Here is a 25,387-nt window from a genome sequence, read left to right as displayed (position 1 = left end):
AAAAGCGCGGACAGGGCTTAGATCTTGCCCGTCACGATGTTCAGCATGCGGCGCAGCGGCTCAGCTGCACCCCAAAGCAGCTGGTCGCCCACGGTGAAAGCGCTGATGTACTCCGGGCCCATTTCGAGCTTGCGGATGCGGCCAACGGGAATGTCCAGAGTGCCGGAGGCAGCCACAGGAGTCAGGTCCGCCATGGAGGCTTCCTTGGTGTTCGGAACAACCTTGGCCCACTCGTTGTCCTTGGCCAGGAGGTTCTCGATCTCCGTGACGGACAGGTCTTCGCGCAGCTTGAGCGTGAGGGCCTGGGAGTGGGAGCGCATGGCGCCGATGCGGATGCACAGGCCGTCCATGGCAATGTGGTCCTTGCCCGCGGTGCCCTTGCCCGTTCCGAGGATCTTGTTGGTCTCCACTCCAGCCTTCCACTCTTCCTTGGACTGGCCGTTGCCGAGGTCGGCATCGATCCAGGGAATGAGTGAACCGGCCAGCGGAACGCCAAACTGGGTGGCGTCAACGCCAGTGCGCTGAGCGGCGAGGACCTTGTGGTCGATCTCCAGGATGGCTGAGGCCGGATCCTGCAGTTCGCTGCTTACCTCGTTGTTGAGGGTTCCGAACTGGTTCAGGAGCTCGCGCATGTGGCGGGCGCCGCCACCGGAGGCAGCCTGGTACGTCATGGAGGTGCCCCATTCGACCAGGTTGTTCTTGAACAGTCCGCCAAGGCCCATGAGCATGCAGGAAACCGTACAGTTGCCGCCGATGTAGTCCTTCACGCCGCCGGACAGGCCGGCGTCGATGACGTCGCGGTTGATGGGGTCCAGCACGATGATCGAGTCATCGTTCATGCGCAGGGTGGAGGCAGCATCGATCCAGAGGCCATCCCAGCCGCGGTTGCGGAGTTCGCCGTGAACCTGCTTGGTGTAGTCACCGCCCTGGGCGGTAACAATAATTGGCAGCTTGGCAAGCGTCTCAATATCGAACGCGTCCTCGAGCTTGCCAGCCCCGTCAGCAAAGGAAGGGGCGGCACCTCCTGCGTTCGAGGTGGAGAAAAATACCGGGTTGATGTTGGCGAAGTCGTTCTCGTCCAGCATGCGCTGCATCAGGACGGAGCCGACCATGCCACGCCAACCGACCAGTCCTACGGACGGATTAGCTGCTGTAGTCATTTACCCAGTCTAAACTTTTGCAGCAAAGTGCCGCTGTTGGTTACGTCACGCACGCAATGCACGACGCCGGCACCCGCCGTAGCTCACCGCAGGCCGACCGCTGTGGCTAGCTCCCGGCGTCGGGCCCCTGCAGAAGGACGGCTTTGCGCTTGCGCAAGGCAAAGAATGCTCCGAACGTGAAGACCTGCGTGACCACGATCAAGACGATGATGCCGACGATGCGGTTGCCGCCAAGAATCATGGTCAGTCCAACAATGGCTGAGATCAGCGCGAAAAGCGGCAGCAGCATGTATCCCAGCACGAACAATGTTTCGGGTTTCTTCAGCATGCAGGCGTTCCTAGCTTTCCGTCCGGCGCCACGTCGTGAACCGGTATTGTGTGCCGTTCTTGGCCGTCAGCCAGCCCTCGGCCGGCGCGGCAGTATCAGAGGTCCAGTCGTCGCCGAGTTCAGGCGCGAAAGTATCGCCGTCGAGGTCGGCGTCGATGATGGTGACGACGGCAACGTTGGCAATTCCCATCGACTGTTCAAAAATCTGGCCGCCGCCGATGATCCATACCTTCTGGCCGCCGGGGGCGAATTGGGATTCCAGCAGGGCTGCGTCCACCGAGGAAACCACGACGGCGCCCTCGGCCTCAGGCGTGGAAGCCCACTCCGGGTTGCGGGTCACCACAATGTTGGTGCGCCCGGGCAGAGGCCGGTACTTGTCCGGGAACGATTCCCAGGTCTTGCGGCCCATGATGACGGGGTGCCCCGTGGTCAGTTGGCTGAAGTGCTTGAGGTCCTCGGGGAGACGCCACGGCATGGAGCCGTCCTTGCCAATCACGCCGGATTTGGTCTGGGCCCAGATCATGCCGATGCCGGTCATTTTGGCCGCGGTTTCCTGGGTGAAGATGACGCCCGGAAGCTGGGAATGACTGTCGGATGGAGGAGTGCTCATACGGCGATCGGCGCCTTGATGGTGGGGTGGTGCCGATAGCCCACAACCTCGAAGTCGTCCAGGGTGTAGTCGAAGATCGACTCGGGCCTGCGCAGGATTTTCAGCTGCGGATACTCGTACGGTTCACGGGTGAGCTGCTCGGTGACCTGCTCCACGTGGTTGTCGTAAATATGGACGTCGCCGCCTGTCCAGACAAACTCGCCGGGCTCAAGGCCCAACTGTTGGGCGACCATGCACGTCAGCAATGCGTAGGAGGCGATGTTGAAGGGGACTCCCAGGAAGGTGTCCGCAGAGCGCTGGTACAGCTGGCAGGACAACTTGCCATCGGCTACATAGAACTGGAAGAACGCGTGGCAGGGCGGCAGCGCCATGTCCTTGAGCTCGGCGACGTTCCACGCGGACACGATGTGTCGCCGGGAATCCGGGTTGGCAGCCAGGTTGGCCATAAGCTCGGAGATTTGGTCGATGTGCCCGCCGTCGGGGGTGGGCCAGCTGCGCCACTGTACGCCGTACACGGGGCCGAGTTCGCCGTCGGCATCCGCCCACTCGTCCCAGATGGAAACGCCTTGGTCCTGCATCCACTTCACGTTCGAATCACCGCGAAGGAACCACAGGAGCTCCACTGCCACTGATTTGAAGTGGACCCGCTTGGTGGTGATGAGCGGGAAGCTTTCGCTGAGGTCGAAGCGCAGCTGGCGGCCGAAGACGCTTCGCGTTCCGGTTCCGGTGCGGTCCGACTTGTGCGTGCCGTTGGCCATGACGTCGCGCAGGAGGTCTTCATACGGGGTGGGGATGCTCACGAGTCCAGCTTACTGGTTTCGACCATGCGGGCCCTCAGTAGATCGATGAGTGTCTCATCACCGACGCCGACTGCCCAAGCTCCTTATAGGCGCGCGCGACGGTACCGGCGGCGATCCCGAGATCTGCCGCCAGGCTTCGGCGTGGTTAGTCGTCGAAAGGCTTGACCTGTTCCACGGACACAATCTTCCGCTCAGAGCCACGGGCCACCTGGCAGACGATGACCTCGCCCGGAGAAAGGAACGGATCGGACGTGGGCAGCAAGCCCCGCAAAGCCGCCGACATGTGCTGGCCAAGTTGGTTCAGCACGGTGGGCAACGCCGGGCGATGGGTGCAAACAGCGATTGGCACCTGTTTATCGAACAGGGCCTCCACCGTGGCGGCCGTTTTCTTGGGTGACCGGTTGTGGTTGTGCTCGGTGAGGGCTTCAACCAGCTTCACCTTCGCTCCGCTTGCCTTGGCGTAGGGGGCAATGGTTGCTACGCAACGGGTCCACGGGCTGGTAACTATGCGTTGCGGCTTCCACACTTCCAACAGGCGCTGGACGGCCGCGGCCTGGCGTTGTCCGGTGGCGGCCAGCGGACGTTCCCCTTCAGCCTTGGTCCATGAGGACCTCGGCTTTGCCTTTGCATGGCGGATCAGTACGAGCGGCCACGTATCGAGTTCGCCCCGGATGTGGGCCTTCTCGAGGTACTCGAGGGGCTCCACATCCGTGGGGTTGCTGAGGAAGGATGCAGCCCTGTCCGGGCTGCACCACATGACGCTGTCCACTTCCTTGCCGTCGGGTCGAAGCTGTTCGCCGTTGACCCGCATGGCCCAGTAGTGCACCACTTTCAGGCCAGCACTGACGTGGTAATGAATCGGTGGCAACGGCACGCCGAGCGAACTGTTAAGGCCGATCTCTTCATGCACTTCACGGACGGCACACTGCGGAACCGTTTCGCCGTCGTCGAGCTTTCCTTTGGGCCAAGACCAATCGTCGTAGCGTGGCCTGTGGATCAGGAGCACCTCAAGGGCGCCCTTCTGAACCCGCCAAGGAATGGCGCCGGCCGCAACGACGGCCACCCGTTCACCGGGGTGGTCCGTCTGATCCGCCACGGGGGTATCGCTTTTCAACTCGTTCCCTTACCGCCGGGCCGCAGCACGCTGGCGTGACCGGGAGGCAAGAAGCCAGGACTGCATGTCCAGCAGGGGCTTTCCGTCCTCGTCAAGGTGATACCTGGTCCAGTGACCTTGGTTATCCAGGTGCCAACTCGCAGTTCCGTCGTCCACGTAACGGTTCATGAGGTCCACGACCGTCGCGGTGTCTTCCTTGCTGGCCAACTGGACGAGTGCCTCAACACGCCGGTCCAGGTTGCGGTGCATCATGTCTGCGGATCCGATGTACACCACGGGATCCCCACCGTTGGCAAAAGCAAAGACCCGGGAGTGTTCCAGGAACCGGCCGAGGATGGAGCGGACCGTGATGTTTTCGCTCAGGCCCGGTACACCCGGCCGGAGGGAGCAGATGCCACGGACCACCACGTCCACCCTCACGCCGGCCTGTGAGGCGCGGTAGAGGGCGTCGATGATGGCTTCGTCCACCATGGAGTTGACTTTGATCTGAACACGGGCAGGAACGCCGGCGCGGGCGTTGCGGATCTCCGCTTCGATCCTTTCGATCAAGCCTGCACGCACGGAACGCGGCGCCACAAGCAGCCGCTTGAACGTCGATTTCGGGGCGTATCCGGAAAGCTGGTTGAACAGCTTGGACAGGTCCTCACCCACTTGCTCGTTCGCCGTGAGCAAGCCCAGGTCCTCATAGTAGCGGGCGGTTCGCGGGTGGTAGTTGCCGGTACCAATGTGGCAATAGCGGCGCAGGCCGTCCACTTCCTGCCTAACCACCAGGGACAACTTGCAGTGGGTCTTCAGGCCCACAATGCCGTACACAACGTGCACGCCAGCCTGTTCCAGCTTCCGGGCCCAGGAGATGTTTGCCTGCTCGTCAAAGCGGGCCTTGATCTCCACCAGGGCAAGGACCTGCTTGCCTGCCTCTGCCGCATCGATCAAGGCGTCAACGATCGGGGAGTCACCGGACGTCCTGTACAGGGTCTGTTTAATGGCCTGGACCTTGGGGTCCGCGGCTGCCTGTTCCAGGAATGCCTGAACCGAGGTGGAGAACGAGTCGTACGGGTGGTGTAGCAGGATGTCCCGGCGGCGCATGGCGGCGAACACGTTGGCCGCCTTGGACGTTTCGGATTCGTTGAGATACCGGGACGTGTGCGGAACATGCTTGGGGTAGTGGAGGTCGGGGCGGTCAATGGCGCTGATCGCAGAGAGTCCACGGAGGTCCAAGGGCGCGGGTACGGAGTAAACCTCGGACTCTTCAACGCCGAGTTCCCGGATAAGCAGGGCCTTGATGTTCGGGTTGATGTCCGTGGTGACTTCCAGGCGCACAGGAGGACCGAAGCGGCGGCGAAGGAGTTCCTTCTCCAAGGCTTGCAGGAGGTTCTCGGCGTCGTCTTCTTCTACCTCGAGGTCCTCGTTGCGGGTGACGCGGAAGGTGTGATGCTCAAGGACCTCCATGCCGGGGAAGAGCTTGTCCAGGTGAACTGCGATGACTTCTTCCAAGGCGATGAAGCGGGCGACACGGCCAGGAATGGCACCTGCACGAGGGCCGTCCACAGAGATCAGGCGGGGCAGCTGATCCGGAACCTTCACGCGGGCGAAGAGTTCCTTGTCGCTGATGGGGTTGCTGACAATCACCGCAAGGTTCAACGAGAGGCCGGAAATGTAGGGGAAGGGGTGGGCGGGATCCACGGCCAGCGGCGTCAGGATCGGGAAGACCTTCTCCTGGAACATGATGCTGATCCGGTGACGGGCATCTTCATCCAATTCATTCCAGTGCATGATGTGGATGTGCTCGTAGGCCAGGGCAGGACGGATCTGTTCGGCGAAGACACGTGCGTGGCGTTCCTGAAGCTTGTGCGCCTCCTCACCGATCTGCTCCAGCACCTCGATGGGGCTCAAGCCTGCAGGGGAGGGAACAGCAAGTCCGGTGGCGATGCGCCGTTTCAAACCGGCGACGCGGACCATGAAGAACTCGTCGAGGTTGGAGGCAAAGATCGACAGGAAATTCACGCGTTCCAGGAGGAAGAGATCCGGATCCTCTGCAAGCTCCAAAACGCGTGAGTTGAATGCCAGCCAGCTGAGCTCACGGTCCAGGAAACGGTCAGGCGAGATGTCACCTTCGGGTTCCAGGCTCGGCGCAAATTCCGGGATATCAATGCGGTCCTGGGTGGCTCGTGAAGCCGGCACTTCCGATGATCCGAAGCGTGGGGGCAGTGTGGCGCCCTTCGAAGTGGATCCGGCGGTGCCGACGGGGTCCGGCTGCATGGGGGTTCTCCTAAGCTCAGGACTGGGTTTCCTCCCACATTACAAGCAATTCCAGTGCCCGAATCCAAGAAGTCCCGGGCTTTCCTTGCAGCGGGATGCTGAGGTTAATTCTTGGTTAAAGGTCCATACATCACATCGGTGTCCCAGCGGATAAAGCCAAGCTTCTGGTATAGGGATACGGCGGCCCGGTTGTCGGCGTCGACGTAAAGCATGACGGCGTGCAGGTCCTTGTCCTGCAGATACCTGATTCCGGCCACAGTGAGCGCCTTGCCCAAGCCCATGCCCTGCGCCTCGGGCGTGACACCCACCACGTAAACCTCGCCGATCGCGGGATGGGGTCCCTGCCGTGGGTGAACCTTGGTCCAGTGGAACCCCAGCAGTTCGCCTGCATCATTGACGGCCAGGAGGAAGCCGGCGGGATCAAACCAATCTTCGGCCTTGCGGGCCTCGAGATCGGCCCGCGTCATCGAACCCTGCTCGGGATGATGCGAGAAGGCCGCGCGGTTGGCCGCCAGCCAGGCATCCTCGTCCTGTCCCGGCACGAAGGCGCGCAGTGAGACCCCGCCCGGAAGGCCGACGTCGGGCAGTGCGGATGTGGAGGTCATCAGCCGCATTTTCCATAGTTCCCGCACGGGACCGTAGCCAAAACGGGTGGCCAGCTCCGCCGCGGCCTCGTGATTGCCATGGGACCAGGCGCTCAGGCCGTCAAAACCGCGTTTGCCTTCCAGCGCCTCCAGCAGGCGGCCCGCTACGCCTTGGTTTCGATAGGTGGGGTGGACAGCCAGTTCGAGCACCCCCGTTGTTCCTGATGGGCCGGGTGCTTCAACGACGACGGCGATTCCCGCCAGATCTTCTCCAGTCGCCGGATCTGAGTCCTCGTCCGGGGCGTAAAGGGCAAGCGACAGGACGGAGTGATCGCCGGCATCGACGCCACGCAACATGACCAGTGTCTGTTCGGACAGGGGAGGGTTGCCGTCGGATTCCTCGGCGGCCGCTGCGAGGGTCCTGAAGTCCTTGAGGAGTTCGGGATCAAGGGCGCCGGTGACGAGCAGTACTGGCCAGTTCTCGGGGTGCGCGTGACTCATGATGCAAGGCTATACGTCCGGGGCAAGCACTGTAATTTGAAGTCCCCCTGAAACGGCTGTAGGCTCGTTATCTCGTTCGGCTTTTAGCCAACACAGGGGGGATCCACCAGTGGGGTGGCCTCGATACGTTCGACCCGTATGTCCTCCACGGAAAGTGGAAGAGGCCAGGATTCATGTGAATCCTGGCCTCTTCTTTTTCGTCTGTACAGTCGAGGGGCAGTTTACGCTTCCGAGAGTTCGTCATCCGGGAGCCTGACCAACGTCAGGCGATACCCGACGTTGCGGACCGTGCTGATGAGATTCTCGTGGTCAACACCGAGCTTGGCGCGGAGGCGCCGAATGTGCACGTCTACAGTTCGGGTGCCACCGTAGTAGTCGTAGCCCCAGACTTCGGTCAGCAGCTGCTGGCGGGTAAACACGCGTCCGGGGTGCTGGGCGAGGTACTTGAGGAGTTCGAATTCCTTGAACGTCAGGTTCAGGGGTTGGCCGCTGACCCGGGCGGTATAGCTCGCTTCATCGATCACGACGCCGGCAGCGCGGATCTCCGTCTGGGTTTCCTCTTCGCCTGGTACAGCCCGGGCCATGGCCAGGCGGATTCTGGCCTCGACCTCAGCAGGGCCTGCAGAGTCCAGCACGATGTCATCCACTGACCATGCAGAGGAAACGGCTGCCATGCCGCCCTCGGTAAGAATCAGCATGAGCGGGGCGCTGAGTCCGGTGGCCTTCAGCAGTTGCGTCAGAGAGCGTGCCCCCACCAAGTCCTTGCGGGCATCCAGGAAGACGATGTCCGTGGGATCGGTTTCGAGCAGCGCGGTCGGTTCTGCCGGGAGGATGTGGACACGGTGGTTGAGCAGCTCAAGGGCAGGCAGAATGTCCACCGAAGAGCCGGTGCTGTTCGTCAGGAGCAGGATGTGCGACATAGTTCCTCCAATGGGCTGTACGCGCATCATCGGGCGTCGAAACCGGAGTTTCACCGGCCGGTCACGGCAGCTGGCAAGCCTTTGCCCGTTGTAACGGGATCAAGGCAAACAGTGTGCGCCGTTGAAGTCCGAGTATACCCACCCGAGCCCCGCCAGTCAGGGATTCGTGACGGGCTGCCACCGGAATTACGACATATTCGCCCGCCATAAGGCAGGATTGTCGGGAGGTCGTAAGGCGCATCGAATTGAGGTCGGGCACACAGTGAAGTCTTGGAGCATCGGGGTATTCGGACTCGTGGCGCTCGCAGCCATCGTGGCCAGCACCTTCGTTTCCCGGGAAGCCATGGTGGGCGTTGGCATTGTGGCGTCCGCGGCTGTGGGGCTTGGTTGGCCGCATTTCCTTGCGGTCCCGGCCAAGAAAACCCTGGCCTCCGTCATTGCCTTGGCCGGTGCAGGGTCGGCAGTGACGGCAGCTTACATGCCGGCTCCTGGATTCCTGGATGGTACGCCTGCCTTCATTGCTTTGGGGGTCATGGCGGTGTTCATCATCCAGCTCGTGCGGGGAACTGGACAGGCACAGCGCCTGGAATCCACGCTCGGCTGTTGTGCCGGCGTCCTGTTGAATTGCCTCGGTGCAGGCTGGATTGCCGGCGCCCGGTTCAACGGCGTCAAGGAAATGGTGCTGGTTGCCGGGCTGAGTGCGGCGGTGGCACTCCTGGTAGGCGTCATTCGATGGCCGGACCGGATTGTGGCTCCCCTTGGCATCGTCATGGCCGGCCTCATGGGCCCCTTGGCCGGACTTGTTTTTTCCGATATCGCCGTCCTGCCTGCTGCCTTGGTGGGCGTCGTGGTCGGGTCGGTCCTCGTTTGCTTCCGGCGCATGACCACTCTCAGGCGCGGGCGGCTCAATATTCCCGCCGCAGTGGGAATGGGTGTGGCACCGGTTTGGGCTGTTGGAGCCTTGGCCTACTTCATAGACAAACTACTCATCTACTAACGGTTAGGATTGCATCATGTCTGTACTCGCATTTGAAATCTTCTTCCTCGTTCTCCTTGGCCTGGCGAGCATCGCCATGGCGTGGTTTGCGGGTTTCGTTGTTTACCGCCTTTTCAAGGGCCAGAAGTAAAGCCTTCTGATCCTGCAGTCCAAAAGAGGTAGTCGTTGTGCCTATTGAGATTCCAACAGACCTGACGCCTGAACTCGTCCCGCTTTCCTGGCTCATTGGTGAGTGGGAAGGCCGCGGCCGGCTTGGCAGTGGTGATGAGGATTCGGAGCATTTCGTCCAGCACGTTTCCTTCACCCATAACGGTTTGCCGTACCTGCAGTACAGGGCCGAGACATGGATCAGCGACGACGACGGCGCAAAGTTGCGCCCGTTGACCGTTGAAACCGGGTTCTGGGCCTTGGAGCGCAAGCTCCAGGAAGGCGACGGTGGTCCCGGGCTTATCCCGGCGGACATCGTTCCAGTGCTCAAGACCGCCGATGAGGTTGAAGAACGCCGCAACAAAGAAGGCGGCTTCGATATCTCCGTGTCAATTGCCCACCCCGGGGGAATTACCGAGCTCTACTACGGCCAGATCAAGGGGCCGCAGATCCAGCTCACCACGGATATGGTGATGCGCGGGAGCCACTCCAAGGAGTACACCGCCGCAACACGGATCTTTGGCCTGGTGGATGGCAATCTCCTCTGGCGCTGGGATGTTGCCGCCAACGGCAAGGCATTGGAACCCCACGCTTCGGCGTTCCTTCACAGGGTTTCCTGACGCCCGGCACGAGGTCTCACTGAACGTTCCACACGCAACCAGCAAAAGGAGCAGCTAGTGAATAACCACCTCAAGCCGGGAGGCTACGAGGGACTCAAAGCGGTGTTCTTCAACGGCACCTTGAAACCTTCGCCGCAGCGCAGCAACACCGATGGGTTGATCCGCATCAGCCGCGACATCATGGAAAAGCAGGGCGTCAGTACCCGCCTCATCCGGACTGTGGACCACGATATCGCCAGCGGCGTCTATCCGGACATGCGGGAGCACGGCTGGAAAAGCGATGAATGGCCGGAGATCTATCCGCTGGTCGCTGAGGCCGACATCGTGGTGGTGGCAGGTCCCATCTGGCTGGGCGATAACTCTTCCCAGACGAAGAAGCTCATTGAGCGTCTGTACGCCCACTCCGGCGAATTGACTGACAAGGGCCAGTGGGCGTTCTACCCGAAAGTGGGTGGATGCCTCATCACCGGCAATGAAGACGGCATCAAGCACTGTTCCATGAACGTGCTGTACAGCCTCCAACACATAGGCTTCACTATCCCTCCGCAGGCTGACGCCGGGTGGATCGGCCCCGTCGGCCCAGGGCCCAGCTACCTGGACGAAGGGTCTGGTGGTCCGGAGAGTGATTTTACTAACAGGAACACCACGTTCATGTCCTGGAACCTGATGCACATGGCCCGCCTCCTCAGGGATGCAGGTGGCATCCCTGCCTACGGCAACCTTCCCCAGGAATGGAAAGCCGGTACACGATTCGATTTCGAGAACCCGGAATACCGCTGATTCCGGAATACCTCCGAGTTCCGGAATACCACTGAGCCGCAAGGACTTCTACTACATATGACTTACAAGAGCCCCCTGTTGTCGCGCCCTGGCGCTGTCGAAGACACTGGCCTGGATGCCGGCGTCGCGGCCCACTACGGCGAGCCGCTGCGGGAGCAACGCGCCCTGGCAACCGGAACCGCCGTCGTTGATCTTTCGCACCGGGGCGTGGTGACGGTGTCCGGACCGGACCGCCTCAGCTGGCTCAACACGCTTTCTTCCCAGCAGGTGACCAACCTCCAGCCGCGGGTTGGCAGCGAACTGTTGCTGCTCAGTGTCCAAGGCCGCATCGAGTTCGATGCGCGGGTTATTGACGACGGTGAAACCACCTGGATGATCGTCGAGGCCGCAGAAGCGGCGCCGTTGGCCGAGTGGTTGAACAAGATGAAGTTCATGCTGCGCGTGGAGATCACGGATGTTGCCGGGGAATGGGCTGTCCTTGGTTCCACGAAGCCTGTGGAGAAGCTCGGCGGTTACTTGGTTTGGGAAGATCCGTGGCCGCATGTAGGCCCTGGCGGCTATTCCTACAGCACTGTCCCGGAGGAGTCGCACCCTGGGCTCGAACGCCCATGGTTCGAATACCTCGTCCCGGCGGCAGACTTGGAATCCGTGGTCGATGGCTTGCCCTTGGCTGGTGCCATGGCGGCCGACGCCCTGCGGATTGCCGCGTGGCGGCCACGTCTCGGTGCGGAGACCGATGATAGGACCATTCCGCATGAGCTGGACCTCATTCGTACTTCCGTTCACCTGAGCAAGGGCTGCTACAAGGGCCAGGAGACCATCGCACGCGTTCACAATCTCGGCCATCCTCCGCGGCGCCTCGTTTTCCTGCAGCTGGACGGCTCGCAACACACGCTTCCGGCGGTTGGCAGTGTTGTATTTGCGGGGGAGCGCAAGGTGGGTACTCTGACATCTGTGGCGCAGCACTTCGAGATGGGCCCTGTGGCTTTGGCTGTCATCAAGCGCTCCGTTCCGGCGGATGAAACCTTGACAGTCATGGACGGCGAGGAGCCTTATATCGCAGCCCAGGAAGTGATCGTCGCCCCCGACGCCGGCCAGGTCGTCGGGCGCCAAACCGGATTCCTGAAGGGACCCCACCGATGAGCCAACCAAGTCACAGCACTGGACCCGAAGCCGACTCTGCCACCGCCGATGTGGGCGCCGACGACGAAGCAGTTGCCTTGGCCCATGCGCTCTTCGATGCCGCCCGCGAAGGCAACACCGAGATGCTTCGGAGCTACCTGAACGCCGGTGCCCCGGCTACGCTCACCAACGCTTCCGGTGATTCCCTCCTGATGCTTGCTGCCTACCACGGGCACGAGGAAACCGTGCAGTTGATTCTGCACCACGGCGCGGACGTGAACACCCCCAATGACCGTGGTCAGACGCCTCTTGCCGGGGCGGTGTTCAAGGGATACACGGGCGTCGCCCGGGCGTTGCTGGACGCAGGAGCAGACCCCGACGCCGGAACTCCCACCGCGCGCGAAGCGGCCAAGATGTTTGCCAGGGCCGAAATATTGGCGCTTCTCGGCTAAGGCGCGAGGGGCTCCAGGAAAGCCCGGCAGCTACGACAACCGCACTGCTGAGTGCGGAATCAGAGAACTTTCATATCAGCCGAAGGAATCCCTTGGAAAACGTAGCTAAGCCGTGGCCCGCGCTGTGGTCACTGGTCATAGGCTTCTTCATGATCCTTATCGACACCACCATCGTGTCGGTCGCGAATCCGCGGATCATGGAGGGCCTCAACACGGATATTAATGCCGTCATCTGGGTTACCAGCGCCTACCTCCTGGCGTATGCAGTACCCCTCCTCATCACCGGCAGGTTGGGGGACCGTTTCGGGCCGAAGAATCTGTACTTGATCGGCCTGGTGGTCTTCACGCTGGCTTCGCTGTGGTGCGGCCTGTCCGGAGATATCACCATGCTGATCGCCGCCCGCGCGGTCCAAGGACTCGGCGCGGCCATGATGACGCCCCAGACCATGGCTGTCATCACGCGTATTTTTCCTCCGGACCGCCGGGGTGCCGCCATGGGACTTTGGGGAGCGACGGCCGGCATGGCTGTTCTCGTGGGTCCCATTCTGGGCGGGGTCCTGGTGGACGGACTGGGATGGGAGTGGATCTTCTTCGTCAACGTCCCGATTGGAATTGTCGCCTTTGTCATGGTCACGCGTTTCGTCCCGAAGCTGACTACGCACAGCCATTCATTCGACGTCGCGGGCGTGGTGCTCTCCGCCGTCGGCATGTTTCTTTTGGTCTTCGGCCTCCAGGAAGGCCAAACCTACAAGTGGGGAACGGTCACCGGTGCCGTTACCGTGTGGGGCTTGATCATCGCAGGGCTCGTGGTCCTGGTTCTCTTTGTTCTCTGGCAGTGGCTACTGGGCCGGCGCGGCGGGGAACCGCTGCTGCCGCTCGCTTTGTTCAAGGACCGCAATTTCTCGCTGGGCAACACCACCATCATGGTGGTCGGCTTCACCGTGACGGCGTTCCCGCTGCCCACCATCTTCTACTACCAAGTTGTGCGGGGTTTGACCCCCACCCAATCAGCGTTGCTCATGATTCCCATGGCAGTGATCTCCGGCGGCCTGGCGCCGGTGGTGGGTAAGCTGATCGACCGTGCCAACCCGCGCTGGTTCGCATCCTTCGGCCTGGTTTGCCTCGCAGGAGCGCTCTTCTGGACAGCTTCACTTCTGCGGCCGGATACTCCCATTTGGATGTTCCTGCTTCCCAGTGCCCTGCAGGGCGTTGCCAATGGCTTCATTTGGGGGCCGGTATCCAATGCGACCACACGCAACCTCGAGCCACGCCAAGCCGGCGCCGGTTCGGGCGTGTTCAATACCACCCGCCAGATTGGGGCAGTCCTTGGATCGGCGGCCATTGCCGCCCTGATCCAGGCCCGGCTTGCGGCCGAGTTGCCCGCGGCGCCAGCGGGAGCTCCGGCGAACGAAGCATCCATGAACGGTGCCCTCCCAGAGGCCCTCCATGCAGGATTCTCGACGGCGATGAGCCAGTCGATCGTGCTGCCCGCCTGTGCGATTCTCGTCGGGGCCGTGGTGGCCGTGTTCTTTGCCAAGCCGAAGTCCGTTGAAGGGTGGGGCGGTGCAGCTGCAACTAAGGCTCCACAGGAAACCGCCCGGAAGTAGGGTGGCAAACGGCGGGGACCAGCCCACTTTTGGCTGGTCCTGACCCGGACATAGGGGCAGGACCAGCGCCAGCCAAGACCAAAGCTGGGCCGGTTCGGTTCTTGTCAGCCGAGCAGCACGCTCGCATGGAGTCCGCCAGTGGCGAATCCCAAGCTACGCGCCATCGCGAGGGCGCTGCTGTTGCTGACATCGGCCTTCCATTGGAGTGTCAGTCCAGCGGCCAGGGCCTCGTGGGCAGCAATCGATGCAGCGAGCGTTCCCAGGCCCCGTCGACGCCAGGGTGGAGCTACCAGGACGCCCATGTTGGCCAGGATTCCCTCCCACTCGGAGTAGGCGCCGCATGCCACGGGAGTGGGCTGCTCTTCTTCGGGATGCATGATGGTGAAGCGGTGCTCGAGGGCTTGCAGGCCCACTTCGTTGACGTCATCCGGAGGGCACAGCCCTTCCAGCGTGATCGCTTCTGGATTGCCCCGTGAGACCGTGAGGTCCTCCGAGGGTTGATTGAGCGGGAGGTCGTCGGCGAAGAACAAGGCTGAGGACCCAAGGCCATGTCCACCGTGCGACCGCGTAAGGGTCAACAGCGTGACATGCTGGGCAAGTTCGGCATCTGGAATTCCAGCGGCTGCGTCGAGAACCCATTGGGGTCCCACCAGCGCTGAGACACCAAAAAGGCGCAGGAAAACAACCGCCCGCGCCGATTCATCGAGGCGGGCGAGGCGGTTTGAGGGGTCGCTTGGGTCCACCGCTGAAGTGGTGACCCGGGCAGCAGCGGCGGCGAAAGCGTCGTCGTCGAACCCCAAATGGCGAGCCCACGCCAGCTGGATAATGGCAGCGGACGTGGGCTCAAGAGTCATGGATTCAGCCTAGCCGACTAGCCGAACAGCACCGACGCTTCGTCGTAGCGGTGCTGGGGAACGGTCTTGAGCTTACCCAGTGCTTCTTCAAAACCAACGTGGGAGATGTCCGTCCCCTTCAGCGCCACCATGGTGCCCCAACGGCCCTCCACCACCGAATCGATGGCTGCCATACCCAGTCGGGTGGCCAGGACGCGGTCGTAGGCGGTTGGTACGCCGCCACGCTGGATGTGGCCAAGAATGGTGGCGCGGGTCTCGATGCCTGTGCGTGCTTCGATTTCCGGGGCGAGCTGGTCTGCGATGCCACCCAAGCGGGGCCGGCCAAAAGTGTCCAGTCCGCGTTCGGAGTGGGGGGATTCCATGTGGTCCGGAACGAAGCCTTCAGCTACCACTACCAAGGGCGCGCGGCCGCGGTCGTGGGCTTCCTGGACCCATTCGGTGATCTGCTCGATGCTGACCGTCTGTTCCGGGATGAGGATGGCGTGTGCACCAGCGGCCATTCCGGCGTGGAGGGCGATCCAGCCTACGTGGCGGCCCATGACCTCGGCGATCATGCAGCGGTGGTGGGATTCACCTGTGGTGCGGAGGCGGTCGATTGCTTCGGTGGCGATTTCAACCGCTGTATCGAAGCCGAAGGTGTAGTCCGTTGCGTCGAGGTCGTTGTCCACGGTCTTGGGAACACCAACAATTTTCAGTCCGGCATCGGTGAGCCGCTTTGCCGCTGCCAGTGTGCCTTCACCACCAATGGCGATGATGGCGTCAATGCCCAGGCGTTCCATGTGGGCCTTGATGACGTCCGGGCCACCACCATTTTCAAACGGGTTGGTGCGTGAGGTGCCCAGGATAGTGCCGCCCTGCTTGGCGATACCGCGGACCAAGGTGCGGGGGATGTCGATGACATCACCTTCCACAACGCCGCGCCAGCCGTCCTTGAAACCCACGAACTCCTGGCCGTGGATTGCGATCCCCTTCAGGACCGCTCCCCGGATTACTGCGTTGAGTCCGGGGCAGTCGCCACCGCTGGTAAGAATGCCAATTTTCATGTTTGCTCACTCATGGCTTGGAGGAATACGTGTAGAGCGCCACGCTGAGCTCCCAACGATTGTAGACGTGGATGTGGGGTGGGACACAAATGGTTACTTTCGACCCCGGCCGTGCGGTATTGGAAATCTCTCTGAAAACAACGAAAGCGCCCCGCAGCGGCGGGGCGCTTTGTGTCGCTGACGTCGAGGTTGTCGATCGTCGTGCGCTTAGTCGTGCGCTTAACGGGAACGCTGGCTGATGAAGGACTCCAGCGCGATCCTGTTCTTCTGGTCCGGCAGGATGAGCCAAGCGAGGATGTAGAACACCGCAGCCGGCCCGGGCAAGAGGCAGAAGAGCAGGAAAGCGACGCGAACATATGCCACGTCCACCCTGAGCTTCGCAGCGATCCCGCCACAGACGCCGCCCAACCAGCGCTGGGGTCCACGCTTCAGGCCGAAGCCCCTGACGATGCTGAAGAACTTGTCCATGGCTACAGACTTCCTTGTTGTGGTTGCTTTGTCACGTTAGTACCTGCCTCATTGGTGTAACTGGTGCAGGCAGTTACTTGGCAGGGCTCTTTGGTTTACCGGCACTCTTGCGGGCGGCGAGGAGTCCTCCGATGACCAAGGCTGCGCCTGCACCGATCATGAGGCCGATCAGCACGTACGTGCCGTCCAGCACCACCCAACCAAGGGTGGAGATGACCAACAAAGCGGCCAGGGCAATCACAATCAATCCCCACACCACGGTGCCGATCCGCGCCTGTTGCGGTTCGTCGTCGTCGATGGTCCGTTCCACCCGATAGTTGGGCTCAAGCGGTGGCGTGAGCGGTATTGGCTGGAGCCGCGGTGAGGGTGCCGGCTCCTTGGTCAGCGGAGTGGTGTCCACTGGATTCTTGGCATCACTGCTGTTTTCCGCTGCTTCGCGTGCGTTGCTTGGCTCGTTCGTGCTCATGTCAGTTTCCTTCCTGGATGGTCACGTTGCTGAATGTGCCATCGATCTCCACCACGAGGTTGGCTCCGGGCTTTTCGGCGTTGTAGACCGTTCGCTCGTCCTGGAGGCGGCCGCCGCGGTCCGAGCCGTGCTCATTGAGGTTGCCGAAGGTCATATCGGCCCTGACCTCCACTGGTACGTCGTTCGGGATGATGACGGTGACGTTGCTGAAGGTGGCGTCGACGGGGACCACGATTTCGGTGGTCAGCGGAGGTGTCAGGTCCAGGTCGTCCAGGTTCACTGTTCCCTTGCCGCCGGTGACGTCGACGCCCTGACGGGCCTGCTCGATACTTAGCGGTGCCCAGTTCACGTCATGGAAAGTGAAGCGATCACCATTCCTTGGGACAACGTTGAAGATTCCACCGATGATCAAGGCCACTACTGCGAGGAAACCGAGGAAACCGGCGGTCCGTCCCCGCAAGCCTGCGAAGAGGATGCCCAAACCCAGTACCGCTGCGCCCGTTGCCCACACAACGGCGTTGGCTGCGTTGCCGAGCTCGATGATGTTGCCGGCGTCCAACGCTTTCAAGGTGCCCCCAACCAGCAGTGCCACACCCGCGGTGACCGCAACTATCGCTGGCCCGGGACCCCTGCGCCTGGCGCGCGGCGGCTTGGGCTCACCATTGCCCGGTTGGCCGCTGAAAGGCTGGCCGCCCTGGGGAGGAGTGGGCCCGAAGGGCGGTCGCGGGCCCGACGGCTCGTAGGGGCCAGCCCCATGGCCCTGCGACTTGGTGCCTGGCTGGCCTTGGCCGTACACCGGAACACCGCTGTTGGTGCCGGCAGCCGTGTTTGTCCCGGTGGCTGTTGGCGTTCCGTATGCCGTGGGGGCTCCGTAGGCAGTGGCCGTTCCGTAGGAAGTGGCAGCAAAGTTCTGCTGGTTCATGGGGCGCGCGCCCTTCGGTCCCTTGTTGCGTTGCACCAGGTAGTAGATGAGGTAGATGACGCCGCCCACCCAGAAGAGCGTCCACAACAGGCCGGGAAGGCCGTTCGAGCCCCAGCCCCAGAACCCACGGCCCAAGCCGGGCAAACCGATGATCGTGGTGATCAACGCGCCTGTCATGCCGCCTGACCAACGCCCCGCTGCTGCTTCCTGAACGTGGATGCGGCCGTCAGGTTCAGGCAGCAAAGCCCAGGCCAGGCCGTAGAGGAGGACGCCAATGCCGGCAAAGAGTGCCAGGACGATGAAGATCCCCCGAACAATCAGGGGGTCAATGCCGAACCGGTGCGCCACTCCGCTGGAGACGCCACCAATCCAGCGGTCCGGCCCGCGGCGGACGCCCTGGCTGCGGATCCAGTCGAAGAAGTTCTGCTGGGGTGCAGTATGGGGTGCAGCGGGACTCGTCTCGGAGGACGGATAGGCCTGGGGGGACGGTTCCCCCGGGGCGCCGGCGGAGGCGCCAGCGTTGGCGCCGGGATCGGGTGTGCCGGCGTTGCCAGGCGTTCCGGATCCCTCTGGGTTCATGCTGTTCGCGTTCATACTTCGATCCTGCCGTCCCGGGTACCCTGCCCTCTACTGGGGGATACCCTGAATGATCCCTGAGGGACCCCCGAAGAACGCCGGTTTCAGGTCCGGGCAACCCTGATCCGTGTTTGGATTGGTACATGACAACCGCTGTACAACGCCCGCCGCTGGTCCGCAGCAGCGACCGCATGATCGCCGGCGTCTGCAGCGGACTGGCCGACCATTTGGGCTGGCCCGTGAAGTACGTCCGGCTGGGTATGATCCTTGCCTGCTTCGCCGGGGGAGCGGGACTGGCCTTCTACGCCTGGCTGTGGACCATGGTTCCCACAGCTGATGAAAGCGCGCGCCGCAATGCCCGCCGGCCGGCGTCCCCTATTGCTCCTGCAGTCAGCCTTCCGCCTGACGTCATTGCCGTGCCGCATGCGCCAAAAGCGCCCGACGCCGGACCCGCACCGGCGGTGCTCGGCTCTCCAGCGGTGAGTGGAAACCCTCGGGTCGATGGCGCAGGTGCCTTTGGTCCACCGTTTGGTAGCCCACTGCTTGGTAGCCCACCGCCTGGTGGCCCACTGCTTGGTAGCCCACCGCCTGGTGGCCCACCGCTTGGTAGCCCACCGGCTGGCCGGACGACTTCCGGCAGCACGGCGGCGCCTGCCGGCGGTTGGGCCGAATCCGGAAGCCCCGCGTTACAGGTCTCCCGGTTCAATTTTCGGCGAATCCAGTACGGCAAGGAAATCCTGCTTGGAGCCGGCCTGCTTCTGGTCGCTGTGATCTTGATCGCGCGCCAGTTCGGCGTCGATGTTCCCTTGGGAACGCTGATTCCGGCAGCTGCGATCCTGGGTGGTGCGGCGATCGCGTGGATGCAACTCGACGAGACCCGCAGGGCCGGTTTGGTGGACAAAACCAAGGCCGACCAGGCTGGTGGCTGGGTCCGCCTGGCTGCTGGCCTTGCGTTGGTGGTGGCCGGGGTCCTGGTCATGGTGTCCGGATCGGGATCCTGGGAGCAGACCTGGCTGGCGCTCCTGGCGTCCGTTGCTGTCCTCGGCGGCGTTGCACTGGTCCTACTGCCGTGGGGACTGAAGTTTTGGAAGGACCTCGAGACTGAACGGGCGGGGCGTGTACGGGAAACCGAGCGCGCAGAGATCGCAGCCCACCTGCATGATTCGGTGTTGCAGACCCTTGCGCTGATCCAGCGTAGGGCAGGCTCGGAGCAGGACGTTATCCGGCTGGCGAGGGCCCAGGAACGTGAACTTCGGTCCTGGCTGTTCACTGATGCCGCCAAGGATGCCGGACTGCTGGCCGAGCGGATCAAGGCCGTAGCCGCCGAGGTCGAGGACGCCCACGGCCACGCTGTGGAGGTGGTTACCGTAGGGGACGCCGATATGACGGACAGGCACGAGGCGTTGGTCCAGGCGGCAAGGGAGGCCATGCTCAATGCGGCCCGGCATGCCGGCGGAACAGTATCCGTCTACATGGAAAGCGCCGCAGGCAGTACCGAGGTCTTCGTCAAAGACCGCGGTCCCGGATTTGACCTTGAATCCGTCCCCGATGACAGGCTGGGCGTCAAGGAATCAATCATTGGCCGCATGAAGCGTCACGGAGGCACGGCAACCATCAACAGCAGCAGGGACGGAACCGAAGTCCGGCTGGCCCTCCCCTCGACAAACGCCGATGGCGGCGACATGCGCACTGGAGATGTTCGCAGCGGCGAAGTACGGAATGGAGAACCACGGCTATGAGCAACACTTCCCAAAGCGGTGAGCCGCGTAGTGTGCGGGTGGTGATCGTCGATGACCACACGATCTTCCGTTCCGGGCTGAAGGCGGATCTCGATCACCGCATGGACGTCGTGGGCGAGGCGGGCACGGTTGAGGAAGCCATTGCTGTCATTGCGGAAACCCGACCTGAGGTTGTCCTCCTGGACGTCCACCTTCCCGGCGGCCTTGGCGGCGGAGGGCGCGAGGTCATCGCCGGGTCTGCCACGCTGTTGGGCACCACCAGCTTCCTGGCACTGAGTGTCTCAGACGCAGCCGAGGACGTGGTGGCAGTGATCCGGGCGGGTGCCCGTGGCTACGTCACCAAGACGATTTCCGGTGCCGGTATTTCCGATGCCGTGATCCGCGTGGCAGACGGCGACGCGGTCTTCTCACCCCGGCTGGCTGGTTTCGTGTTGGATGCCTTCGGTACGGCACCGGCGGACATCGCGGATGACGAATTGGACCGCCTCTCGGCGCGTGAGCTGGAAGTGATGCGACTCATCGCCCGCGGATACAGCTATAAGGAAGTAGCCAAGGAGCTGTTCATTTCCATCAAGACTGTGGAGACGCATGTGTCCGCGGTGCTCCGGAAGCTGCAGCTCTCCAGCCGCCACGAACTCACCAAATGGGCCGCCGAGCGCCGCCTCCTCTGACCTTCTCTCACATCCGCCGGCTTTTGGACGGATCTTCTCTCACGTCCGCCGGCTTTTAGACGGATGCTCTCTCACGTCCGCCGGCTTTTAGACGGATCTTCTCTCACATCCCGGTGCTTAAGCGGAAATGCTCCCGCACCAAACATTGGTGCGGGAGCATTCAACGCGGAAGCGCTGCTGGCAACCTTGAAGCGCTACCGGGTAATGAGCTATTTCGCCCGGCCCAGGAATTCCTGGATCCGGCGGACACCCTCGGCGAGGTCGTCGTCCCCGAGTGCGTAGGAAAGGCGGACGTAGCCGGACGGACCGAATGCTTCGCCGGGAACGATGGCAACTTCAACCTCGTCCAGGATGAGCGTGGCCAGTTCTGCCGATGTGCTCGGGCGAACGGGTCCGTGGGAGGTTTCGAATTCCTTACCCAGCAGTCCGCGGACGTCGGCGTACACGTAGAAGGCGCCGGTCGGCGTCGGGCATTCCACGCCGTCAATCGCGTTCAGGCCGGCGACGATTGCCTTGCGGCGGCGGTCGAAGGCGACCTTCATTTCGTCGACGGCGGTCAGCGGACCCGTGAGGGCAGCGGCGGCGGCGACCTGCATGATGTTCGAGACGTTGGACGTTGCGTGCGACTGGAGGTTGGTTGCGGCCTTGATGACATCGGCCGGGCCGATCATCCAACCCACGCGCCAACCGGTCATGGCGTAGGTCTTGGCCACGCCGTTGAGGATGACAACTTTGTCGCCAAGCTCCGGTGCGGCGGTGGCGATGGAAGTGAACTCCACGCCGTCATAGGTCAGGTGTTCGTAGATTTCATCCGTGACCACCCACAGGCCCTTGGAAGCGGCCCACTTTCCGATCTCCGCAACCTGCTCCGGGCTGTAGACAGCGCCGGTGGGGTTGGACGGGGAGACGAACAGCAGGATCTTGGTCTTGTCCGTCAGCGCGGCTTCCAACTGCTCGATGGTGACGAGGTAGCCCTGCTCCGGTCCGGCGAATACCTCCACCGGAACGCCCCCTGCCAGACGGATGGCTTCCGGATACGTTGTCCAGAAGGGCGTGGGGATGATGACTTCGTCGCCCGGATCAACCAAGGTGGCGAAGGTGTTGTAGACAGCCTGCTTGCCACCATTGGTCACCAGGACCTGCGATGGGTCCACTTTGTAGCCGGAGTCCCGGAGGGTCTTATCGGCGATGGCCTTTTTGAGCTCAGGAAGTCCGGCGGCGGGGGAGTAGCGGTGGTACTTCGGCTGGGCAGCAGCCTCAATTGCTGCCTTGACGATGTAATCCGGGGTGGGGAAATCGGGTTCGCCGGCACCGAAACCGATCACGGGGCGCCCCGCGGCCTTCAGTGCCTTGGCCTTGGCGTCAACGGCAAGGGTGGCGGACTCGGCAATAGCGGAGATTCGTTGTGAAATGCGGGCGGCAGGTGTTCCGGCAGACATCTATGTACCGTTCTTCGCAGGCAGCTCGTGGGCTGGATGATGGGATTCGACGTAAACTACCTTATGCTGTTCTGCGGAGCTCCCGGGCGCCTGCTGGACAATGTGACTGATAATGCTGCTCACATTGATTCATAAGCGGCCGGAAGGCCCGGAATTAGTCCGGTTCGACTATCGCGAAGTTCTTGCGTAGACTGGTTCACCGGTGTTGAAAAGCACCACAGGCTGAAGTGCGGCCTGAAACATGGATTCGATCCATAGGGTAGTGGCGCAATTGGTAGCGCAGCGGTCTCCAAAACCGCAGGTTGCAGGTTCGAGTCCTGTCTGCCCTGCGCAAGCTGTTCCGGCGGAAACGCCGGGGCAAGCGCAGCAACCATGGCTCTGATCAGAGCCGGGTCAAACGACTTTGCAAGGTGAGTGAGGACCAGGTGACCGAAACGGCTGCTAGCAGCTCAAAGGGCCGTCCTGCCAAGAAAGCCGATGCAGGCTTCTTTGCCCGAATTGCACTCTTCATCCGCCAGGTTATCGGCGAACTGAAGAAGGTCGTTGCCCCGACCCGCAAGGAACTGATCAATTACACGCTTGTGGTGCTGGTGTTCGTGGCCATCATGATGCTCATCGTCACCCTGCTGGACCTTGCCTTCGGCACGGGAGTGAGTTGGGTCTTCGGTGGGTCAGGCGCTACGGACCGCTAAGCGGATCTGTCCGCAAACTGCGTGAAATTCCTTGGTACTTCAGGAATTTTGTGGAGTTTGCGGAATTGAGCCATTTAAATAGGCATGTTAGGCAATGAGGAAGCAGGAGACCAAGTGTCTGAGCAGGAGCTTGAGGTAAACGAGGCTGAGCTGGATGGGCCCGCTGAAAGCACGGACGACGCCGCGGCTGAGGCTGCGGAAGAGTCGGAGGCTGACTCTGCTGCGCCCGAATCTGCCGACGTCGACGATTCCGAAGAGGATTTCGAGTCCGACGTAGACGCTGAGTCTGATGACGAATCCGACGAGGAAGCTGCGTCTGATGACGAGTCCGACGAGGAAGCTGCGGATGTCTCGCTGGAAGCGGCTGCTGCTGCAGCGCCCGCCGATCCGGCTGAGGAATTCAAGGCCAAGCTGCGCCGCCAGGAGGGTGACTGGTACGTCATTCACTCCTACGCCGGTTACGAAAACCGTGTGAAGGCCAACCTTGAGACCCGCATCCAGACGCTGGACATGGAAGATTACATCTTCGAAATCCAGGTCCCGATGGAAGAAGTCGTCGAGATCAAGAACGCGCAGCGCAAGGTGATCAACCGCGTCCGCATTCCCGGTTACGTCCTGGTCCGCATGGACCTGACGGACGCTTCCTGGGGCGCCGTTCGCCACACCCCCGGCGTCACTGGCTTCGTGGGCAACGCCCACAACCCGGTCCCGCTGCGCCTTGATGAGGTCTTCTCCATGCTCGCCCCGGTCTTCGAAGAAGAGCAGGCCGAGAAGGGCAAGCCGGTCAACAAGCAGAACCAGGCTCCCGTGGCCGTCGACTTCGAGGTTGGCGAGTCGGTCATCGTCAAGGAAGGTCCGTTCGAGACGCTTCCGGCAACGATCTCCGAGATCAAGCCCGAGTCCCAGACCCTCGTGGTCCTGGTCTCGATCTTCGAGCGCGAAACCCCGGTTACGCTCGCATTCAACCAGGTCACCAAGATCTAGCTGATTCCAAGATTTCGCTCCCGTTCCGCCTGCTTTGCGGTTTGGAAGCGGCCGGCCGCCTTGCCATGGCGGCCACCAACCTGGGACGCGCTCCTGTGTCCCAGGAAGCTATTGAGAGAAGGACCCTACATTGGCTCCCAAGAAGAAGGTCACCGGCCTCATCAAGCTGCAGATCCAGGCAGGTGCCGCTAACCCGGCTCCGCCGATCGGTCCTGCGCTTGGCCAGCACGGTGTCAACATCATGGAATTCTGCAAGGCGTACAACGCTGCAACGGAATCCCAGCGCGGAAACGTTATCCCGGTTGAAATCACGGTCTACGAAGACCGTTCCTTCACCTTCATCACCAAGACCCCGCCGGCTGCAGAGCTCATCAAGAAGGCTGCAGGCGTTGCCAAGGGTTCGGCTACCCCGCACACCGTCAAGGTTGCCAAGCTGACCCAGGCACAGGTCGAGGAGATCGCTTCCACCAAGATGGAAGACCTGAACGCCAACGATATCGCGGCAGCTGCCAAGATCATCGCTGGTACCGCCCGTTCCATGGGTATCACGGTAGAAGGCTAGAACCGTCGAAGGCCCTTGAGGCCTTCACCCGCCGGGCAACCGGCATCTGAAACATCAAAAATGTCGCAGGATCCTTGCCGGATCCACGACTTGTGGCAGGGCCCAGCGCGGTCCGCAGACCACAACTGCACAAGGAGAAATAAGCAGCATGGCAAAGCGCAGCAAAGCATATGAGGCAGCCGTAGCCAAGATCGAGGCAGACAAGGTCTACGCCCCGTTCGAGGCAATCACCCTCGCGAAGGACACCAACCCTTCCAAGTTCGACGCAACCGTTGAGGTCGCTTTCCGTCTGGGCGTTGACCCGCGTAAGGCCGACCAGATGGTCCGTGGCACCGTCAACCTGCCGCACGGCACCGGTAAGACCGCCCGCGTCCTCGTTTTCGCAACCGGCGACAAGGCTGAGGCAGCAATCGCTGCCGGCGCCGACTTCGTTGGTTCCGATGACCTGATCGAAAAGATCGCAGCCGGCTGGACCGACTTCGACGCCGCCGTGGCAACCCCTGACCTCATGGGCAAGGTTGGCCGCCTCGGTAAGGTCCTCGGCCCGCGTAACCTCATGCCGAACCCGAAGACCGGTACGGTTACTCCGGATGTCACCAAGGCTGTCAACGACATCAAGGGCGGCAAGATCGACTTCCGCGTCGACAAGCACTCGAACCTGCACTTCATCATCGGCAAGGTGTCCTTCGACGCCCAGAAGCTGGCTGAGAACTACGCAGCTGCACTGGAAGAGGTCCTTCGTCTGAAGCCGTCCGCTTCCAAGGGCCGCTACATCCAGAAGGCTACTCTTGCCACCACGTTCGGTCCGGGCATCACCGTTGACCCGAACGTCACCAAGGTTCTCACCGACGCATAAGCTTCGCGAGTACTAACTCTGAGAGGGACCGTCCGGCATTTGCCGGGCGGTCCCTTTTTCATGGATTCGTGCAGGCTGGCCGCGACTTGTTTGCCACTTGCGGCGGCCGTAGGC

General features: G+C 62.1%; 26 protein-coding genes and 1 tRNA gene. 13 read left to right on the top strand and 14 right to left on the bottom strand.

The annotated features are described in order from the left end of the window. Positions 1 to 17 precede the first annotated feature (17 nt). The 8 genes from asd to AC1DD7_RS08625 all read right to left on the bottom strand — a co-directional run bounded on the left by asd (position 18) and on the right by AC1DD7_RS08625 (position 8,276). On the bottom strand, positions 18 to 1,160 hold the full coding sequence (asd, locus tag AC1DD7_RS08660) for an aspartate-semialdehyde dehydrogenase (protein WP_477514612.1): 1,143 nt from the start codon (positions 1,158 to 1,160) through the stop codon (positions 18 to 20). Positions 1,161 to 1,266: 106 nt separating this feature from the next. Further along, positions 1,267 to 1,488 (bottom strand): NF038396 family protein, encoded by a 222-nt coding sequence (locus AC1DD7_RS08655; RefSeq protein ID WP_216925055.1) that lies wholly within the window; start codon positions 1,486 to 1,488, stop codon positions 1,267 to 1,269. A 10-nt stretch (positions 1,489 to 1,498) separates the two neighbouring features. After that, the gene (locus tag AC1DD7_RS08650) at positions 1,499 to 2,098 is read right to left on the bottom strand and encodes a dihydrofolate reductase (RefSeq protein WP_477514611.1); all 600 of its coding nucleotides are present in this window, start codon (positions 2,096 to 2,098) and stop codon (positions 1,499 to 1,501) included. Further along, positions 2,095 to 2,898, bottom strand: coding sequence for a thymidylate synthase (locus AC1DD7_RS08645; RefSeq protein WP_477514610.1), 804 nt, complete (start codon positions 2,896 to 2,898; stop codon positions 2,095 to 2,097). Before AC1DD7_RS08645 ends, AC1DD7_RS08650 begins: the two co-directional genes overlap by 4 nt. 145 nt (positions 2,899 to 3,043) lie before the next feature. Further along, a complete protein-coding gene (locus AC1DD7_RS08640; protein ID WP_309925749.1) occupies positions 3,044 to 4,012 on the bottom strand; it encodes an NUDIX hydrolase in 969 nt (322 codons plus the stop codon). Between the two features lie 9 nt (positions 4,013 to 4,021). Beyond that, positions 4,022 to 6,271 carry an RNA degradosome polyphosphate kinase gene (locus tag AC1DD7_RS08635; protein ID WP_431115977.1) on the bottom strand — a complete coding sequence of 750 codons (2,250 nt, stop codon included), beginning with the start codon at positions 6,269 to 6,271 and terminating at the stop codon, positions 4,022 to 4,024. Between the two features lie 104 nt (positions 6,272 to 6,375). Further along, complete coding sequence (gene mshD / locus AC1DD7_RS08630) at positions 6,376 to 7,356, bottom strand: mycothiol synthase (protein ID WP_477514609.1); 981 nt, start codon at positions 7,354 to 7,356, stop codon at positions 6,376 to 6,378. 221 nt (positions 7,357 to 7,577) lie between these two features. Then, positions 7,578 to 8,276, bottom strand: a complete 699-nt coding sequence (locus AC1DD7_RS08625; protein WP_216925061.1) for a winged helix-turn-helix transcriptional regulator — start codon at positions 8,274 to 8,276, stop codon at positions 7,578 to 7,580. Positions 8,277 to 8,538: 262 nt separating this feature from the next. Between AC1DD7_RS08625 and AC1DD7_RS08620 the strand changes: the two genes are divergently transcribed. From AC1DD7_RS08620 to AC1DD7_RS08595, 6 genes are all read left to right on the top strand, one after another. Then, positions 8,539 to 9,273: a permease gene (locus AC1DD7_RS08620; RefSeq protein WP_431115973.1), complete on the top strand. Its 735-nt coding sequence runs from the start codon at positions 8,539 to 8,541 to the stop codon at positions 9,271 to 9,273. A gap of 167 nt (positions 9,274 to 9,440) precedes the next feature. Further along, a complete protein-coding gene (locus AC1DD7_RS08615; protein WP_431115972.1) occupies positions 9,441 to 10,040 on the top strand; it encodes a nitrobindin family protein in 600 nt (199 codons plus the stop codon). Positions 10,041 to 10,097: 57 nt separating this feature from the next. Then, positions 10,098 to 10,820: a flavodoxin family protein gene (locus AC1DD7_RS08610; protein WP_477514608.1), complete on the top strand. Its 723-nt coding sequence runs from the start codon at positions 10,098 to 10,100 to the stop codon at positions 10,818 to 10,820. A 57-nt stretch (positions 10,821 to 10,877) separates the two neighbouring features. Beyond that, positions 10,878 to 11,963, top strand: a complete 1,086-nt coding sequence (ygfZ, locus tag AC1DD7_RS08605) for a CAF17-like 4Fe-4S cluster assembly/insertion protein YgfZ (RefSeq protein WP_477514607.1) — start codon at positions 10,878 to 10,880, stop codon at positions 11,961 to 11,963. Beyond that, positions 11,960 to 12,394: an ankyrin repeat domain-containing protein gene (locus AC1DD7_RS08600; protein ID WP_477514606.1), complete on the top strand. Its 435-nt coding sequence runs from the start codon at positions 11,960 to 11,962 to the stop codon at positions 12,392 to 12,394. Before ygfZ ends, AC1DD7_RS08600 begins: the two co-directional genes overlap by 4 nt. A gap of 92 nt (positions 12,395 to 12,486) precedes the next feature. Continuing rightward, positions 12,487 to 14,001, top strand: a complete 1,515-nt coding sequence (locus AC1DD7_RS08595) for a DHA2 family efflux MFS transporter permease subunit (protein WP_477514605.1) — start codon at positions 12,487 to 12,489, stop codon at positions 13,999 to 14,001. A 104-nt stretch (positions 14,002 to 14,105) separates the two neighbouring features. Here AC1DD7_RS08595 and AC1DD7_RS08590 read toward each other — a convergent pair whose 3' ends face one another. From AC1DD7_RS08590 to AC1DD7_RS08570, 5 genes are all read right to left on the bottom strand, one after another. After that, positions 14,106 to 14,855 (bottom strand): GNAT family N-acetyltransferase, encoded by a 750-nt coding sequence (locus AC1DD7_RS08590; protein WP_477514604.1) that lies wholly within the window; start codon positions 14,853 to 14,855, stop codon positions 14,106 to 14,108. A gap of 17 nt (positions 14,856 to 14,872) precedes the next feature. Then, complete coding sequence (locus AC1DD7_RS08585) at positions 14,873 to 15,898, bottom strand: ATP-dependent 6-phosphofructokinase (protein WP_223934019.1); 1,026 nt, start codon at positions 15,896 to 15,898, stop codon at positions 14,873 to 14,875. Positions 15,899 to 16,117: 219 nt separating this feature from the next. Beyond that, positions 16,118 to 16,366 (bottom strand): PspC domain-containing protein, encoded by a 249-nt coding sequence (locus AC1DD7_RS08580; protein WP_216925069.1) that lies wholly within the window; start codon positions 16,364 to 16,366, stop codon positions 16,118 to 16,120. 73 nt (positions 16,367 to 16,439) lie between these two features. Next, positions 16,440 to 16,832 (bottom strand): hypothetical protein, encoded by a 393-nt coding sequence (locus AC1DD7_RS08575; RefSeq protein ID WP_477514603.1) that lies wholly within the window; start codon positions 16,830 to 16,832, stop codon positions 16,440 to 16,442. A gap of 1 nt (position 16,833) precedes the next feature. Next, positions 16,834 to 18,348 carry a PspC domain-containing protein gene (locus AC1DD7_RS08570; protein WP_477514602.1) on the bottom strand — a complete coding sequence of 505 codons (1,515 nt, stop codon included), beginning with the start codon at positions 18,346 to 18,348 and terminating at the stop codon, positions 16,834 to 16,836. A 125-nt stretch (positions 18,349 to 18,473) separates the two neighbouring features. On the opposite strand from AC1DD7_RS08570, the gene AC1DD7_RS08565 reads away from it, so the two are divergent. Then, positions 18,474 to 20,069: an ATP-binding protein gene (locus AC1DD7_RS08565; protein WP_477514601.1), complete on the top strand. Its 1,596-nt coding sequence runs from the start codon at positions 18,474 to 18,476 to the stop codon at positions 20,067 to 20,069. Then, the gene (locus AC1DD7_RS08560) at positions 20,066 to 20,740 is read left to right on the top strand and encodes a LuxR C-terminal-related transcriptional regulator (protein ID WP_477514600.1); all 675 of its coding nucleotides are present in this window, start codon (positions 20,066 to 20,068) and stop codon (positions 20,738 to 20,740) included. The genes AC1DD7_RS08565 and AC1DD7_RS08560 overlap by 4 nt, the downstream gene beginning before the upstream one ends. Positions 20,741 to 20,949: 209 nt before the next feature. Here the strand turns inward: AC1DD7_RS08560 and AC1DD7_RS08555 are convergent, their stop codons facing one another. After that, positions 20,950 to 22,179: a pyridoxal phosphate-dependent aminotransferase gene (locus tag AC1DD7_RS08555; protein WP_477514599.1), complete on the bottom strand. Its 1,230-nt coding sequence runs from the start codon at positions 22,177 to 22,179 to the stop codon at positions 20,950 to 20,952. 256 nt (positions 22,180 to 22,435) lie between these two features. Here AC1DD7_RS08555 and AC1DD7_RS08550 point away from each other — a divergent pair. The 5 genes from AC1DD7_RS08550 to rplA all read left to right on the top strand — a co-directional run bounded on the left by AC1DD7_RS08550 (position 22,436) and on the right by rplA (position 25,273). Then, positions 22,436 to 22,508: transfer RNA gene (locus AC1DD7_RS08550), tRNA-Trp, on the top strand. A gap of 81 nt (positions 22,509 to 22,589) precedes the next feature. Then, entirely contained in the window at positions 22,590 to 22,871 is a 282-nt protein-coding gene (secE, locus tag AC1DD7_RS08545) for a preprotein translocase subunit SecE (protein WP_442004051.1), read from the top strand. A gap of 114 nt (positions 22,872 to 22,985) precedes the next feature. Next, on the top strand, positions 22,986 to 23,855 hold the full coding sequence (gene nusG / locus AC1DD7_RS08540; protein ID WP_477514598.1) for a transcription termination/antitermination protein NusG: 870 nt from the start codon (positions 22,986 to 22,988) through the stop codon (positions 23,853 to 23,855). Positions 23,856 to 23,985: 130 nt separating this feature from the next. Beyond that, complete coding sequence (rplK, locus tag AC1DD7_RS08535) at positions 23,986 to 24,417, top strand: 50S ribosomal protein L11 (RefSeq protein ID WP_166183617.1); 432 nt, start codon at positions 23,986 to 23,988, stop codon at positions 24,415 to 24,417. 148 nt (positions 24,418 to 24,565) lie between these two features. After that, positions 24,566 to 25,273 (top strand): 50S ribosomal protein L1, encoded by a 708-nt coding sequence (gene rplA, locus AC1DD7_RS08530; protein WP_477514597.1) that lies wholly within the window; start codon positions 24,566 to 24,568, stop codon positions 25,271 to 25,273. Positions 25,274 to 25,387: the final 114 nt, after the last annotated feature.

This window comes from Paenarthrobacter sp. 10L412 (assembly GCF_056395565.1).
The sequence above is the reverse complement of the archived record's forward strand: the minus strand, read 5'-3'. Positions and strand labels throughout refer to the sequence as shown.

Excerpts from the sequence above, each read along its gene's own strand:
- asd (WP_477514612.1), bottom strand. The coding sequence starts at position 1,160 with ATGACTACAGCAGCTAATCCGTCCGTAGGACTGGTCGGTTGGCGTGGC.
- AC1DD7_RS08655 (WP_216925055.1), bottom strand. The coding sequence starts at position 1,488 with ATGCTGAAGAAACCCGAAACATTGTTCGTGCTGGGATACATGCTGCTG.
- AC1DD7_RS08650 (WP_477514611.1), bottom strand. The coding sequence starts at position 2,098 with ATGAGCACTCCTCCATCCGACAGTCATTCCCAGCTTCCGGGCGTCATC.
- AC1DD7_RS08635 (WP_431115977.1), bottom strand. The coding sequence starts at position 6,271 with ATGCAGCCGGACCCCGTCGGCACCGCCGGATCCACTTCGAAGGGCGCC.
- mshD (WP_477514609.1), bottom strand. The coding sequence starts at position 7,356 with ATGAGTCACGCGCACCCCGAGAACTGGCCAGTACTGCTCGTCACCGGC.
- AC1DD7_RS08625 (WP_216925061.1), bottom strand. The coding sequence starts at position 8,276 with ATGTCGCACATCCTGCTCCTGACGAACAGCACCGGCTCTTCGGTGGAC.
- ygfZ (WP_477514607.1), top strand. The coding sequence starts at position 10,878 with ATGACTTACAAGAGCCCCCTGTTGTCGCGCCCTGGCGCTGTCGAAGAC.
- AC1DD7_RS08600 (WP_477514606.1), top strand. The coding sequence starts at position 11,960 with ATGAGCCAACCAAGTCACAGCACTGGACCCGAAGCCGACTCTGCCACC.
- AC1DD7_RS08590 (WP_477514604.1), bottom strand. The coding sequence starts at position 14,855 with ATGACTCTTGAGCCCACGTCCGCTGCCATTATCCAGCTGGCGTGGGCT.
- AC1DD7_RS08585 (WP_223934019.1), bottom strand. The coding sequence starts at position 15,898 with ATGAAAATTGGCATTCTTACCAGCGGTGGCGACTGCCCCGGACTCAAC.
- AC1DD7_RS08580 (WP_216925069.1), bottom strand. The coding sequence starts at position 16,366 with ATGGACAAGTTCTTCAGCATCGTCAGGGGCTTCGGCCTGAAGCGTGGA.
- AC1DD7_RS08575 (WP_477514603.1), bottom strand. The coding sequence starts at position 16,832 with ATGAGCACGAACGAGCCAAGCAACGCACGCGAAGCAGCGGAAAACAGC.
- AC1DD7_RS08570 (WP_477514602.1), bottom strand. The coding sequence starts at position 18,348 with ATGAACGCGAACAGCATGAACCCAGAGGGATCCGGAACGCCTGGCAAC.
- AC1DD7_RS08565 (WP_477514601.1), top strand. The coding sequence starts at position 18,474 with ATGACAACCGCTGTACAACGCCCGCCGCTGGTCCGCAGCAGCGACCGC.
- AC1DD7_RS08560 (WP_477514600.1), top strand. The coding sequence starts at position 20,066 with ATGAGCAACACTTCCCAAAGCGGTGAGCCGCGTAGTGTGCGGGTGGTG.
- AC1DD7_RS08555 (WP_477514599.1), bottom strand. The coding sequence starts at position 22,179 with ATGTCTGCCGGAACACCTGCCGCCCGCATTTCACAACGAATCTCCGCT.
- rplA (WP_477514597.1), top strand. The coding sequence starts at position 24,566 with ATGGCAAAGCGCAGCAAAGCATATGAGGCAGCCGTAGCCAAGATCGAG.